This is a genomic window from Streptomyces sp. NPDC093065 (assembly GCF_044754585.1).
GTDB lineage: Bacteria > Actinomycetota > Actinomycetes > Streptomycetales > Streptomycetaceae > Streptomyces.
The window spans coordinates 446,506-459,155 of the sequence record NZ_JBIVPJ010000002.1 but is presented as its reverse complement, the minus strand read 5'-3'; the positions used below and the strand labels follow the sequence as shown (position 1 = coordinate 459,155).

Genomic DNA, 12,650 nt, shown 5'->3' with positions numbered 1-12,650 from the left:
TGTCACACCCTCGGCGCGGGAACCGTCACCGTCTGCGAAAGCGCAGGTCAGGCGGCTTTCGCGGAGTACATGGCACATCGCGCGTAGGCGGGCGCCCGCTGCGGCCGGGGCTCGTGGGCCGGCGGAGCGTGAGGGCCGTGGGGGCGGTGGTGGCCGCGGACGGGCGGGGTTATGTCGGCGTCGTCGTCATCGCCGTTGCCGTCGTTGCCGCCGTCGTCGCCGTCGTCGTCCTGGTCTCCACGGCCGCCGTGGCCGTCGTCGCCCTTCTTTCCGCCCTTGTCCTTGTCGCCGCTGTTTTCCTTGTCCCCCTTGCCGTTCCTGCCGTTCTTGTCACCCTTGCCGCCCCGGTCGCCCTTGCCGCCCCCGGTGTCCTTGCGGAGCTCGCCCTCGTAGGACGCCTCTCCGGAGTCGCCGTGCTCTCCGCCGTCCCGGCCGCCGGTGCCACTCGCGGCGAGGAGGGTGCCGCAGTACTTCCCGACCCGTGACGCTCCCCCGGCCGCCTCCTTCAGCGCGCGCCGGTGGGCGGCGTCGAGCTGCTTGCCGGCGCGCGCCTTGCGGCAGGACGCGGCGAGGCCCGACCGCCGTCCGTCGGCGCCGTCCGCGTCCCGGTCGTCGGCGTCGCGGTCCCCGGTCCGGCCGCCGTCCCGGGCGGTGCCCCCTCCGGGCGCGCCCGAGGCGGTACCGGGGTCCGCCCCGCCCAGCGTGCCCTCCAGGGGTGAGGGCGGTGCGAGCGGACGGTCGGGGGAGGTGGCGGCCGAGGCGGTGGCGGCGGGTTCCGGTTCGGTGCGGTCGAACGGCGTCGGCAGCACTCCGGTTCCGGCCGCCACCGCCACGCCGCCCACCATGCCGACGGTCAGCGCGGCGGCCAGCCCGAGACGCAGGGGACGGCTCCAGTGCGTCCGCCGGGTGCCGTCGCCACGGGGGCCGATGCGGACCAGACCGGCGTCGGCGGGCCCGGGGGCGGTGCCGTGCCCGAGCCCGGCCGGCGCATCCGCCGACGCGTCGGCCCGTTCGGCGCGCACCTTGCGGAAGACCGCCAGCGCGGCGGCCTCGCCGGGGAGTTCCTCGCCGGTCGGCGCAGGTGGGGCGGACAGCACGCCGAGGGCCGCGACGAGCCGTCCGGCCCGGTCGCGGGTCGCGGGGTCGGTGCTCTCCAGACCCTCCGGAGGCTTTCCGCGCAGCATGAGCTCCGCCGTTTCGCGGTCCAGCCACTCGTCCTGCTCGTCGGCCATCACATGTCCTTCTGCGTCCGCGCACGCGTATGCGTCACACTCGCGGACGTCACCGCACGACCGCGCGGTTCTCGCTGCGGTGGCAGGGCGTCGAGCCCGCCACCCGATTCCGGATCGCCGCCGAGCAGCTCGGCCAGGCGCTTCAGGCCGCGGTGAGCCGCCGTGCGGACGGCGCCGGGCCGCTTGCCGAGCGTCTCGGCGGCGCTCTTGGCGTCGAGGCCCATCACCACGCGCAGGACGACCGCCTCGGCCTGGTCCTGGGGCAGCCGGGCGATGAGGGAGAGGGTGCTTCCGGTGGCCAGCGCCTCCATGGCCTCACCCGCGGTGTCGGACTCCGCGGCCTTGCCGGTCAGCTCCGTCTCGTCGCCGCCGATCACCGGCCGGCGGCCGCGCATGCGGATGTGGTCGAGCGCGCGGTTGCGGGCGATGCGGGCGGCCCAGCCGCGGAACCGGTCGGCGTCGCCGTCGAACCGTTCCAGGTCGCGGGCTATCTGCAGCCAGGCCTCGGAGGCCACGTCCTCGGCGTCGTGATCACCGACGAGCGTGCGCACGTACCCCAGCAGTCGCGGGTGCACGGCGCGGTACACAGTCCGGAACGCGGACTCGTCCCCGTCCTGTGCCGCACGCACCGCGGCGGTCAGCTCCGCGTCGTCCCCCAGCACCGAGAAGGCCTTTCTGCGCCTGGAACGGCGCCGCTCTCGCGGACGTGGTCCTCGCCGTCGTGGTTTCTCGAAGGATGGGCTGCGGCGGTCTCCCACAACCTCGTCGCGGGAGCGAGCCCCCCGCTGCATCGGCGCGAATGGCACGTTACGTCTTGAAACCGCCACTCGTCCATGTCCACATCGCATTGCCGTACAAGATGCAACTAACCCGTGACGCGGTGGGGTGTGACAGAAAACGCAGTCGCGGCGCTGTAGGGAGTACGGGCCGCCGCGCGGCCCGTACCGCGCGACGGCCGGGGCCTCTCCTGTGGGGGGTGGCGGCCCCGGCCGTCTCTGCGGTTCTGAGCTCCGACCTGGGTCTTTGCGCAGATTTCATGGGCGGCGTAACCAGCGCGCCAGAGTCACAGGTTGTTGTCCGGCACAACGTGCCGAGTCGTCGACGATGGATCCCCGGCCCGCTCCTGCTCGACCCTCGCGTGCTGGGCCGACGCGACTCTTGTCGACAGCGGTGCCGAGACGGTGGCGGGCGCACCGCCGACCACGGAAACAACGCACTGTACCGCCAGGGCTACCGACCGTGTGAGACTCACTACGTCGATGCGCACATGCGGGAGGGACGTTGACGAGCACCCATCCCATCGCGGACCAACAGGAAGGCGTCGCGGCCGTGCGCTTGCTCAAAGCCGTCGCCGTGGCCCACCTCCGAAACCAGCGGGCGCAAACGCTGAGCCTGAGCGTCTCGATCGCCTTGGCCGTCGCCGGCCTGCTGACCGGCTCGGATTCACGGTACGGCACCGCCGTCACCCTCGGGGGCACGCTCTGGGCCGCGCTCTACATGGCGGTGATGGCCCCCTGGGCCGAGCGTTACCTCCGTATCGCTGCGGCTCTTCAGGAGATGTTCGATGCCGAGGTACTTGACCTGCCGTGGAACAACGTGGCGGTCGGCAACCGGATCAGCCACGACGAAGTGAGCCGACTGAGCAGGAGCTTCCGCGGCAGCGAGGACCGACTGCGAGGCTACTACCTGGTGGTGGACGCTGCCGCGCCCTACGACGTGCTTTTCTGCCTGGAACAGAACCTGGCTTGGGGGTCCCGGATCCGGCTTCGCTTCGCCCAGCTCACGCTGGGCACGCTGGTGCTGTGGTCCATGGCGGGTGTGCTGCTGGCCCTGACTACCGGCGGGACGGTGAGCCGACTGGTCACTGGGTGGTTCGTTCCTTCGCTCGGCCTGCTGCTCCTGTGTCTGCAGATGTACCGCACTCAGATGACGAGCATTCAGGAGCGGTTGCGCGTCCTCGGTCTGGTGCGTGCGGTCATCGACGATCCCGCGTCACCTGTGATCACCACACCGGCCGCGTTCACCCGCTTCGCCCGCCAGGTCCAGGACACGCTCTATCAGATGCGACGGCTCCAGCCGCGTCTGCCGACCTGGTACTTCCGGCGCTACCACGACCAGGACAAGGGCGATTTCCAGATCAGGATGCAAGAGCTGGAATCAAGGTTTCCCCGGTCATGACCGCCCTGGAGGAGCTGACTCACGAGTTCGGAAGCGCCACCGTCGCCTCGTCGATCATCGAGTCCCTGCTCGACAACGGTTTCAAGATTCGTAGCGGCACCGTCAAGGCGGGCGGTCGCGGCTTCACCGGTGCACAGCTGGTGAAGGCTCTGGTGGTCTACGCATCAGGGCGTCCCGAACCGAGTTGGTGCGTGATCAAGCTCTGTCCGTCGGCGTCGTTGAAGCACCGGCGCGAGCACCACCGGCATCTGGCGGCCCTGCGAGAGGCCCCCGAAGCCTTCCGTTCACAGCACCTGGCCGAGGTCGCCTTCCCTGCGGCCAGATGTCTGCAGAACGGTTTTGTCGTCGGCCAGTTCTTGGTCCCCGGCGTTCCACTGGGGACGATCGGTCTCGACCAACTCGCCGACGCCTGCGAGACGATCTGGTGCAAGATGCTCTTGGCATGGACCGGCGACGCGTACGACAGTGAGCAGTTGCCGGTGGGCAAGTTACTGACGAGCGAACTGGGTGACAGCTTCAAGAGGGACGGGTGGCTGTACGAGTGGGCGCGGGATCGCGGTCTGTTGACGCCCGACCACCTTCGGCTGCCGGGCGAGCGCGAACCGTTGCCCAACCCGTGGCGGCTGTTCACCGAGGACACGCCTGCGACACTGAGCACGATCAGTTGTCTGGTGGGCCGGACCCACGGTGATCTGCATGGGGACAACGTCCTCGTACCCAAACCCGACGGGTCCGTGGACGCGAACCGCTTCTGCCTGATCGACCTGGCCACCTATGACCCCCGGGCGCCGCTGAGCCGGGATCTCGCGACTCTGCTGATCTCACTCTGCTGGCGGGAGATCGGGGAGTCGTCCGAGGACAGCCAGTCGAGGTTTCTCACGTATCTGGAGCGCGACGAGCGGGACAAGCACCTCGATGACGGCATGCCGGGCAATGTGCGAAAGATCATTGACGCGCTGCGAGGACCCGCCCTTCGCTTCGTCATCGACAAGCATGGGGATCCCGAGCAGTGGCACAGGCAACTGATGGTCTCCCTGCTGGCCCAGGCGATGCTGCACAGCGCGTACTCGAACGGTACACCGGAGGCCCGCCGTTGGTGCGCACGCCTGGCGGGGCGTCTCACTCGGATTCTGCTGAGACCGGGCGCCCCGTCGGCATCTCGAGCGGAGCTCTTCGACGCGGGAGCGGATCTCGGCTCGACCGGCACGGTGACGACGCGGACTACCGGCCGGAGGCCGCGCGGTACGTCCGCCTTTGTCAACCGCACGGGTCCGCGAAGCCATCTTCGCGCGGCGTTGGAGGATCGAACCACCTCCATCATCGTGGTCAGCGGCCCGGCCGGGATAGGCAAGACGGCGCTGGTGCGCGAGGTGCTCGCCGACCTGGGCCGGGCTGATCCGGACGTCGAGTCGTCGGCGGTCCGCTGGCACGATGCCACGCCCTACGGGGAGCTCGGTGTGGCGGCACTCATCAAAGACATCGAACCACCCGGGTCGGGTCGGGCGGCCGGAAGTTTCGCTCGTGCCCGCCTGGAGATGGCGCTGGACTGTCTTGAAGACACCGGCGGCTTCCGGCCGATCATTGTGATCGACTCGGCGGAGAATCTCCTTGATGACGGGCACGTCCTGCGTGACTCGGAGCTCGACCTGGCGCTGGACACCATCCAGGGCAGGCCGGACCTGCTCGTCAAGGTCGTTCTCCTGACGCAGCACGTGCCCGGGGCGACGACAGGCGTGGCATGGACGGAGAACGCCGTGCACATCGGCCTCGAAGGACTCGAACCACCGTCGCTACGCGAGCATTTCGCCGTACTCGACCCGAGCGACACCCAGGGCCGGCATGACATCTCCAAGGACATGGTGCGAAAGGTTCTTGCCCAGCCTCGCCCCACACCGCAGCCTCGCCCCAGAACCCCGCTATGGCCATTCGGCCGTTGACGAAGGTCTGGGGACCGCCCTTGTCAGACGCGGTAGAGGGTGGGCAGATCGACCAGGAGTACGTCGCCACGACCGTGCGCCAGTTCAACCAGGTCGGGGTAGAAGCCGTGCAATGAGTACAGGGCCAGCGTGGTGGCAGCGGTGTCGTACCCCTGGTCTTTGAGGAGCGTACGGATACGTTCCAGGCGCTCCAGGTCACCGGTCCCCCGGCGCGCGGCGGTCGCCTTGGCCTCACCCAGCAGCGCGATCCTCGCACGGGGAGCCTGCGGGCGCTCACCGGCAGCCAGGGCGATGACATCGACCTCGTGCTTGGTCCGGGCGGCCTGGTCGGCGACTTCCGTGGTGCCGACCGGGCCGGGCAGTCCGCCGGGCAACAGAGTGTGGGCATAACGACGGGTGAAGTCGCGGGCCAGGTCCTCGAAGTGCGGCCCGAGGATCTTGGAGTTGAAGGTCGGAGCGGCCTGCTGCCACACCTGCTCGGCGAAGCCCTGCTCCACGGCGGCGGCCTGCGGGAGGGTGATGAGCTGGTTGAAGCGGATGACCGGGTCGGCGAGAGTGATGACGGGGTGCTTGGAGCGGAGGATGTCCTGTTCCCGCCGGATGTAGCCGGTGGATTCCAGGACGCCGAGCGGGTGGGCGACGGCGTTGCGCGGGCGTTCCAGGGCCGCCCCGATCTTGCTCGGGGTGGTGGCCCCGTTCGCGATCGCGGTGAGGATGTCGTAGTACAGGGTGTGCTGGGTGATCCTCGGGTCCTCGCGCAGCAGGTACTCGGTCTCGGTACGCGAGTACACCGCCCGCCCCGGGTCCAGCAGCGTCCGAGTGAGCCAGGCGTCGAAGCCGTCGTCCGGATGCGGACGGGCAGCCACCGGCCTGTAACCGGGGGCCCCGCCCAGGACCGCGTGCACCTTCAGCGCGGTCAGCGGGTCGGCGATCTGCCAGAAGGCCCGGCTATCACGGTAGTCGAAGGCGCCCAGCCGTAGATCGACCACGGCGCGGCCTCGCAACGGCTTGGTCCCCGAGAGCAGTTCATGCATGACGCTCATCGCGGAGCCGCACAGGATCAGCCGCGGACCCGGCCCGGCGCCAGGCCGGGCACCCCGCTGGCGCTCGTCGTAGAGCTGCTGCAACAGGCCCGGGATCTCGGGCGAGTGCTGGAGCAGATAGGGCAGCTCGTCGATCACCAGGAGCGGTTGCGACGAACGGGCAGTCACCTCAAGGGCGTTGGATAGAACGTCACGCCAGTCGGTCAGACGCAGACTCCCTGGCCGCAGGCCGGCGTGAGTGGCTACCGCGTCACTGAACCGCTGGATCGCGGGCAGTCGTCCCTCCTCCCGGACCGCTGTGACGTACAGCCCACCAACCTGCTCGGACAGGGCCTGCAGAAGGTACGACTTCCCATGCCGCCGCCGACCCGACACGATGCCGAGCCGCATCGCTGGATCCGGATCAGTGAGGAACTCCGCGAGCAGATCCCACTCCCGGTCCCGGTCGAACAGGTCATCCGGCTTGACTGCCAGGCCCTTCGCCACTTGCCCTCCTGCACCTCGACCACGACGGATTACGTCAAAGTCTACTTCGACGTAATCCGTCGTATCCAAGTTAACACGTGACCAGCAGCGGTCAGGAACAGCCAGAAACACACCTGGATGAGGGCCGGTCCAGACGGAAAACGAGTACTTACACCCGGACAACAAATTGCCTGGTCAGAGGCCCTTCACGCTTCTAGCCGACCAGGGGTGGCGGCCCCGGCCGTTGCCTTGGGCCGCCGCGGTCTTCCCTGGTGGGGGCCACTGGTTCCGGCCGGGGACCTGTCCCGCGGCACCGTGTCACGGGCAACGCCGGGATCCCCGGTGGCCGCGGCCGGGCGTCACCGGGACGCCGTCGCGTCCCGGCACAGCAGGCGCAGCGACCCGTCTCCGGCGAAGCAGCGGCGGGCCTCGTCCATCGGGTCCCACAGGCGGCCGTCCGGGGTACGGACCCAGTGGTCCCCACCGGTCGTCCACCACTCGCCGCCCGCCTGACGCACGATCACCTCTCCCGCGTACGCGCCCAGTCCGCGCAGCGCCGTCTCCACGGCGGCGTACGGCGCCCGCTCGCGCCGGATGCCGTCGATCACCCGGTCGACGCGCCACAGGCTCTGCGCCGAGTAGTCCAGGCGCAACCGGGCGCCCTCGCGCATCGTGGCCACCGCGTCCGCCGCCCACCGCACCGGCTTCGCGGCGGCCGCGGGGCGGGTCTGCTGCGGGCTCGTCGAACCGTCCGGCGCTCCGTGGGCCGGTCCGCTGGTCGATCCGCTCGTCAATCCGCTGGTCACAGTCGTCACATGGGCTAAAGCGCCGCGGGACGGAGTTGCGTCACACGCGCGGGCCGGTCGTTCCGCAACCGGCGCAGGACCGCCCCACCTCCCCCACGTCCGCCGCACCGCCACCGCGCGTTCCCCGCACGACGGTCACAGGGGGACCGGCACCGGCCCCGGGGGGTCAACCTCGGCCCCGTGCCCGGCGGGAGACCACCGCGCGCAGCACCCGGCGCCCCTCCGTGCAGACCTCCAGCGCCGGACGCAGCCCGGCGTCGCCGCGATCGGCGAGCAGTTCCAGTACGCAGGCCTGGCGGCGCAGTTCGGCGGCGACGAGCGGCGGCAGTCCCTCCGTGCCGCCGTCGCGGGGCACGTCGGTCCCGCCGGCGGCCTCCCCCACGGGGTCGAGGAGCCGGTGGATCCGGAGCGAGGCGACGGAACAGGCGTCGGCCCACGTCCGCATCGCCGGGCCGGAGCACTCGGCCGGTGCGGCCTCGAGCATGCGGCGGACCAGGGCCACGGCCTCGTCCTCTCCGGTGGCGTCGGGGCCGGCGAGCTTGTCCCGCACCTGCGCCAGACCCTCGGTCCAGTCGCGGCCCGCTTCCCCGCCGGTGTCGTCGGCGAGGGTCGACCACAGGGGTCTGAGGACTTCGTCGTCGCCGTCCAGCAGAGGGACGCAGCGGTCCAAACAAGCCAGTCCGCTCGCGGCGAGTCCGCGTGCGTCGGCCCGCGCGATCAGTTCCACCAGGCTCATCGGGTGCCTCCCTGTTCCTGCCGCTTCGCCCCGCTCACCACCACGGAGCCCGCACTGACCCTTACTGCGTGCGACGGCCCTGGAGTGTCACAGCGGCACGACGCCCAGCCGGTCGAGGAAGCGGAAGAAGAGGTTTTCGGCCACCGGACCGGAGCCGGAGCCGGACACCCCGCCGGAGTCCCCACCCGAGTCCCCGGCGGCCTCGGCCCCGTCCGCATCGGCATCCGCGTCTGCGTCTGCGTCTGCGCCCGGATCGTCCGACAGCACCTCGGTCAGTTCCCCGGCGCTCGCGGCGCACCCCGCCTCCGCGGCCCAGGCGACGGCGCGTTCGGCGGCGTCGCGGGGCTCCAGGAAGTAGTCCTCCAGGGTGAGCCCGTCCCGCTCGGCGCCCAGGTACCCGGCCATGGCGGTCCGCGCCAGGCAGGTCGTCCAGGCCCCGCTGTCGGGCGCCGCCGCCTCCACGACCACGCAGTCGCTGTCCATCACGTAGCCGAAAAGCGCGGGCGCGCCGGTCTGTGCGGCCAGGTCGTTCATGTTCCCGACGTCTCCGTCGCCGCCCGTGAACTCCCACACCTGCCACCCGTCCGGCGCGGACTGGCGCAGCGTCATGTCCGCGGCTCCCGCCAGCGCCTCCAGCTCCGCGAGCGGCCGCTCGGCGCGGCCGACGACGAAGTACCCCCAGTAGCCCATGTCCCGGTCCCCCCGGCGTGTCGGTTCGGCTCGGCCAAAAGACCACCACAGCCGTACGGGCGTTCGCAGCCGGATCGGACAATCGGCGGGCCGGGACGAGGAGGCCGGCCGTCAGTCGAGGCGGTCGGCCAGCGACTTGAAGTCCGCCCAGGACAGCTCGGGCTTGCCGGGATCCCACAGCTTCTGGACCGTCGCGGCCAGCGGCAGCCGGATGCCCTCGGCGACCTGGGCCTGGGTCTGGGCGTTCGGGAAGTCGCCCCAGACGGCGAAGCTGCCGCCGAGGATCTGGTCGTCGTACTTGGCGTCGACGGCCGTGGTGCCGCGCAGGACGCGCGGGGTCCACTGCTCGTAGATGCGCTCGCCGGTCGGGTAGACGAAGGTCTGCGGCTGGCCGAGCACGTAGTAGAGGAACTCGTCGTTGTAGTTGAGGACCTGCCGGCCCGCGCTCAGATACTCCGCCGGCGGGCGGGCGCCGATCTCCTTGCCGGTCCAGTAGGCGACCTTGATGTCCCCCAGCGGATCGACGGAGGTGTCCTTGAAGAAGCCGTCGTTCCAGGCGCGCGGGGTGCGGTCGTGGGCCATGACCGTCTTGGCGCGGCCGTTGAGCCAGCCGGTGGTGAGGTCGGCGACGGTGCCGCCGGAGCCGTAGGCCTTGCGGGCGGCGGCGGCCAGCGTCGGGTAGGACGCCTCCGGGTTCGGCACCACGAGCGCCTGGTACTCGTCGGCGCCCAGGTGGAACTGGGAGCCGGGGAAGAGGTCGGCGTACTCGTTCAGCAGGTCGTCGACGATCTTCGCGGCCTCCGGCTTGGAGATGTCGATGGCGCCGCGGGTGGCCGTGCCCTGCGCGTTGCGCAGTTGCAAGTCCGGGTGCGCGGCGATCACGGCGCCGAGGTGGCCCGGCGAGTCGATCTCGGGGACGACGGTGATGTGGCGCGAGGCGGCGAGATCGATGATCTCCTTCATCTCGGCCTTGGTGAGGTGCTCGTCCGAGACGATCTCGGGGTGCGAGTCGGACTCGATGCGGAAGGCCTGGTCGTCGGAGAAGTGCAGGCCCAGCTCGTTGAACTTGAGGTCGCCCAGCTCGCGGATCCGGTCCTTGATCCAGTCGGCGCTGTAGTGCTTGCGGGCGATGTCCAGCGAGAAGCCGCGCTTCGGTTTGGCCGGCTCGTCCTTCACCACGCCCTCCGGCGCGGTGCCGCCGCCGTCCACCTCCTGCTTCAGGGTGCGGGTGCCGTAGTAGACGCCGGCCTCGGCGGGCCCGGTGACGGTGACCCGGCCGCCCCGCACGGTCATGGTGTACGACTCCGGGTTCGCGCCCTTGTCGGCCTTGACGTCGAGCAGCAGGTCCCCGTCCCGCTCGTCGTCCTTCTCCCCCGCGTACGTCATCCCCAGCTCACCGGCGATCTGCTTGCCCTCGTCGGCGAGACCGGAGTCCGCGACGACGACCCGGTTTCCCTTCTCGGGCTGCCAGCCGGGGCCGCGGGCTGCGGTGTGCTCGCGCACGGCGGGTATGGTGCGCGGCTCCTTGGACAGCGGGTAGGACCGGCTGGGGCTGGGCGCGGCCGCCTCCTCGGAGGGGGTCCGGGCTGCCGAGCCCTCCCCGCCGCCTCCGTCGCCGTCCGTGGCCCACAGGCCGACTCCCACACCGAGCGCGGCGACCACCGCGCCGGCGATCACGGCCCGCTGCCTCACTCTGTGCGCCGGTATCCGGCCTCTGTGCTGGCTCACAACGCCAACCTAGGGCCGCCGGTGCCTTCATGCGTCCACCACATGTTCTGAAACTCTCCCGTTCGGGTGAAATTCGGGCATCGGACGGACACGTGTTGCCGTCACTCGATAACGTGACGCCACATCCTTCGCACAATCCCCTGCCGACACACACGTGAAGCCCACGAGGACCCACGCTGCCTGCGCACCGTCTCCCAGACCTCCCCCGCCGAGTGGCCATACCGGTACCGGTGCAAACACGCGCCACACCGGCACCGGCCACCCCGCTGGAGCGCTTCAACACGGCCCCCGCCGAGGAGGCCGCCCAAACCCTCCTCGCCTGCCTGCACAGCCACGCCTGGGCCCACTGCCTCACCGCCCACCGCCCCTACCCGGACCTCCCGGCCCTCCTGGCGGCAGCGGACGAGGCGTCCTACGACCTCTCCCCGGACGACCTGACCGAGGCCCTGGCGGCGGAGACGCTGCCCGACCTGCCGGAGGACACGTACGCGGCGGCCCACACGGCCCTCAACGCGGCCCACGCGGCCTACGAGTCCCGCTTCGGACACGTGTTCGTCATCTGCCTGGACGGCCTGCCCCAGGACGAGACCCTGAACCACGCGCTGACAGCCATCCGGTCACGTTTGAACAACGACCTGGACGAAGAACGCCTGGTAACGGCAGAGGAACTCCGACACCTGGCAAAGACACGGCTGAGCAGCGCCTTGAGGGGCGCGGGGAACTGCGCGAGCAACCACTGACTACGCGCACCCGGCAAACCACCCGAACCCCCACCCCCGTAGCCGCCCCCGCTCAACCCCACTGCTCCTTTGAGTGCAACTTCGATCACACCGGCAGGCCCCCTGTAAGCACCGCAGGTACACGTCGCTACCATGCTGGGGGCCGGTGGACCGTACCCGGCCGGGCCCGACCGACAAGGAAAGCCGGCGCGGCCCCAATCCCCGCTCCCGGAGGAAATTTCCGTGCCGGCTGGAACGCTGTACCGCGGCCGGGAAGGAATGTGGTCCTGGGTGGCTCACCGAGTCACCGGCGTCCTCATCTTCTTCTTCCTGTTCGTTCACGTGCTGGACACCGCTCTCGTGCGAGTGTCCCCCGAGGCCTACGACACCGTCGTGGCCACCTACAAGACGCCGATCGTCGCGCTGCTGGAGTACGGCCTCGTCGCCGCCATCCTCTTCCACGCGCTCAACGGCCTGCGTGTCATCGCCGTCGACTTCTGGGTCAAGGGCGCCCGCTACCAGAAGCAGATGCTCTGGACCGTCGTCGCCCTGTGGGTCGTGCTGATGCTCGGGGCGATCTACCCCGTCCTCGGCCACGCCGCTCGTGAACTGTTCGGGAGCTGACGCCAATGTCCACGACTGAATCCCCCGCTTCCGGGATCGGCCCCGTCGAGGGCGCCTCCCTCTACTCGGTCGACAACCCGGCGCCGCTGATCGAAGCGCCCCGCGCCCGCACGAAGAAGACCCCGAAGTCCACCCGGGGCAACTTCGAGATGGCCGCCTGGCTCTTCATGCGCCTGTCCGGCGTCGTGCTGGTCGTCCTCGTCATCGGCCACCTGCTGATCCAGCTGGTGCTCGACGGCGGCGTCTCGAAGATCGGCTTCGCCTTCGTGGCGGGCCGCTGGGCCTCGCCGTTCTGGCAGGTCTGGGACCTGTTGATGCTCTGGCTCGCGATGCTGCACGGCGCGAACGGCCTGCGCACGGTCATCAACGACTACGCGGAGCGCGCGAACACCCGCCTGTGGCTCAAGGGCCTGCTCTACACCGCCACGGTGTTCACCATCCTGCTGGGCACGCTGGTGATCTTCACCTTCGACCCGAACATCCGCTAGGCAC

12 protein-coding genes are annotated in these 12,650 nt (G+C 70.3%); 5 read left to right on the top strand and 7 right to left on the bottom strand.

The window, feature by feature from the left end; all coding sequences use genetic code 11:
* Nucleotides 1–47 precede the first annotated feature (47 nt).
* Entirely contained in the window at nt 48–1,232 is a 1,185-nt protein-coding gene (locus ACIQFU_RS04995) for a hypothetical protein (protein WP_402549015.1), read from the bottom strand.
* Nucleotides 1,232–1,894, bottom strand: a complete 663-nt coding sequence (locus ACIQFU_RS04990; RefSeq protein WP_402549014.1) for an RNA polymerase sigma factor — start codon at nt 1,892–1,894, stop codon at nt 1,232–1,234. Before ACIQFU_RS04990 ends, ACIQFU_RS04995 begins: the two co-directional genes overlap by 1 nt.
* Nucleotides 1,895–2,513: 619 nt before the next feature.
* Between ACIQFU_RS04990 and ACIQFU_RS04985 the strand changes: the two genes are divergently transcribed.
* Together ACIQFU_RS04985 and ACIQFU_RS04980 are read left to right on the top strand one after the other, a co-directional pair.
* A complete protein-coding gene (locus ACIQFU_RS04985) occupies nt 2,514–3,410 on the top strand; it encodes an S-4TM family putative pore-forming effector (RefSeq protein WP_402549012.1) in 897 nt (298 codons plus the stop codon).
* The gene (locus ACIQFU_RS04980) at nt 3,407–5,347 is read left to right on the top strand and encodes an AAA family ATPase (protein ID WP_402549010.1); all 1,941 of its coding nucleotides are present in this window, start codon (nt 3,407–3,409) and stop codon (nt 5,345–5,347) included. The genes ACIQFU_RS04985 and ACIQFU_RS04980 overlap by 4 nt, the downstream gene beginning before the upstream one ends.
* 23 nt (nt 5,348–5,370) lie before the next feature.
* Here the strand turns inward: ACIQFU_RS04980 and ACIQFU_RS04975 are convergent, their stop codons facing one another.
* From ACIQFU_RS04975 to ACIQFU_RS04955, 5 genes are all read right to left on the bottom strand, one after another.
* Nucleotides 5,371–6,876 (bottom strand): ATP-binding protein, encoded by a 1,506-nt coding sequence (locus ACIQFU_RS04975; protein WP_402549009.1) that lies wholly within the window; start codon nt 6,874–6,876, stop codon nt 5,371–5,373.
* A 338-nt stretch (nt 6,877–7,214) separates the two neighbouring features.
* Nucleotides 7,215–7,649: a hypothetical protein gene (locus ACIQFU_RS04970; protein ID WP_402549257.1), complete on the bottom strand. Its 435-nt coding sequence runs from the start codon at nt 7,647–7,649 to the stop codon at nt 7,215–7,217.
* A gap of 178 nt (nt 7,650–7,827) precedes the next feature.
* Nucleotides 7,828–8,397: a hypothetical protein gene (locus ACIQFU_RS04965; protein WP_402549007.1), complete on the bottom strand. Its 570-nt coding sequence runs from the start codon at nt 8,395–8,397 to the stop codon at nt 7,828–7,830.
* Between the two features lie 87 nt (nt 8,398–8,484).
* A complete protein-coding gene (locus ACIQFU_RS04960; RefSeq protein WP_402549006.1) occupies nt 8,485–9,087 on the bottom strand; it encodes a hypothetical protein in 603 nt (200 codons plus the stop codon).
* A gap of 111 nt (nt 9,088–9,198) precedes the next feature.
* A complete protein-coding gene (locus ACIQFU_RS04955) occupies nt 9,199–10,815 on the bottom strand; it encodes a glycoside hydrolase family 20 protein (protein WP_402549004.1) in 1,617 nt (538 codons plus the stop codon).
* 230 nt (nt 10,816–11,045) lie between these two features.
* On the opposite strand from ACIQFU_RS04955, the gene ACIQFU_RS04950 reads away from it, so the two are divergent.
* The 3 genes from ACIQFU_RS04950 to ACIQFU_RS04940 all read left to right on the top strand — a co-directional run bounded on the left by ACIQFU_RS04950 (nt 11,046) and on the right by ACIQFU_RS04940 (nt 12,646).
* On the top strand, nt 11,046–11,555 hold the full coding sequence (locus ACIQFU_RS04950; RefSeq protein ID WP_402549002.1) for a 2-oxo-4-hydroxy-4-carboxy-5-ureidoimidazoline decarboxylase: 510 nt from the start codon (nt 11,046–11,048) through the stop codon (nt 11,553–11,555).
* A gap of 222 nt (nt 11,556–11,777) precedes the next feature.
* Nucleotides 11,778–12,158 carry a succinate dehydrogenase, cytochrome b556 subunit gene (sdhC, locus tag ACIQFU_RS04945; protein WP_003974113.1) on the top strand — a complete coding sequence of 127 codons (381 nt, stop codon included), beginning with the start codon at nt 11,778–11,780 and terminating at the stop codon, nt 12,156–12,158.
* 5 nt (nt 12,159–12,163) lie between these two features.
* Nucleotides 12,164–12,646 carry a succinate dehydrogenase hydrophobic membrane anchor subunit gene (locus ACIQFU_RS04940; protein WP_402549001.1) on the top strand — a complete coding sequence of 161 codons (483 nt, stop codon included), beginning with the start codon at nt 12,164–12,166 and terminating at the stop codon, nt 12,644–12,646.
* The last annotated feature ends 4 nt before the right edge of the window (nt 12,647–12,650 follow it).

Bases quoted from the DNA above. Each gene is read 5' to 3' on its own strand.
- ACIQFU_RS04995 (WP_402549015.1), bottom strand. From the start codon at position 1,232: ATGGCCGACGAGCAGGACGAGTGGCTGGACCGCGAAACGGCGGAGCTC.
- ACIQFU_RS04980 (WP_402549010.1), top strand. From the start codon at position 3,407: ATGACCGCCCTGGAGGAGCTGACTCACGAGTTCGGAAGCGCCACCGTC.
- ACIQFU_RS04965 (WP_402549007.1), bottom strand. From the start codon at position 8,397: ATGAGCCTGGTGGAACTGATCGCGCGGGCCGACGCACGCGGACTCGCC.
- ACIQFU_RS04960 (WP_402549006.1), bottom strand. From the start codon at position 9,087: ATGGGCTACTGGGGGTACTTCGTCGTCGGCCGCGCCGAGCGGCCGCTC.
- ACIQFU_RS04940 (WP_402549001.1), top strand. From the start codon at position 12,164: ATGTCCACGACTGAATCCCCCGCTTCCGGGATCGGCCCCGTCGAGGGC.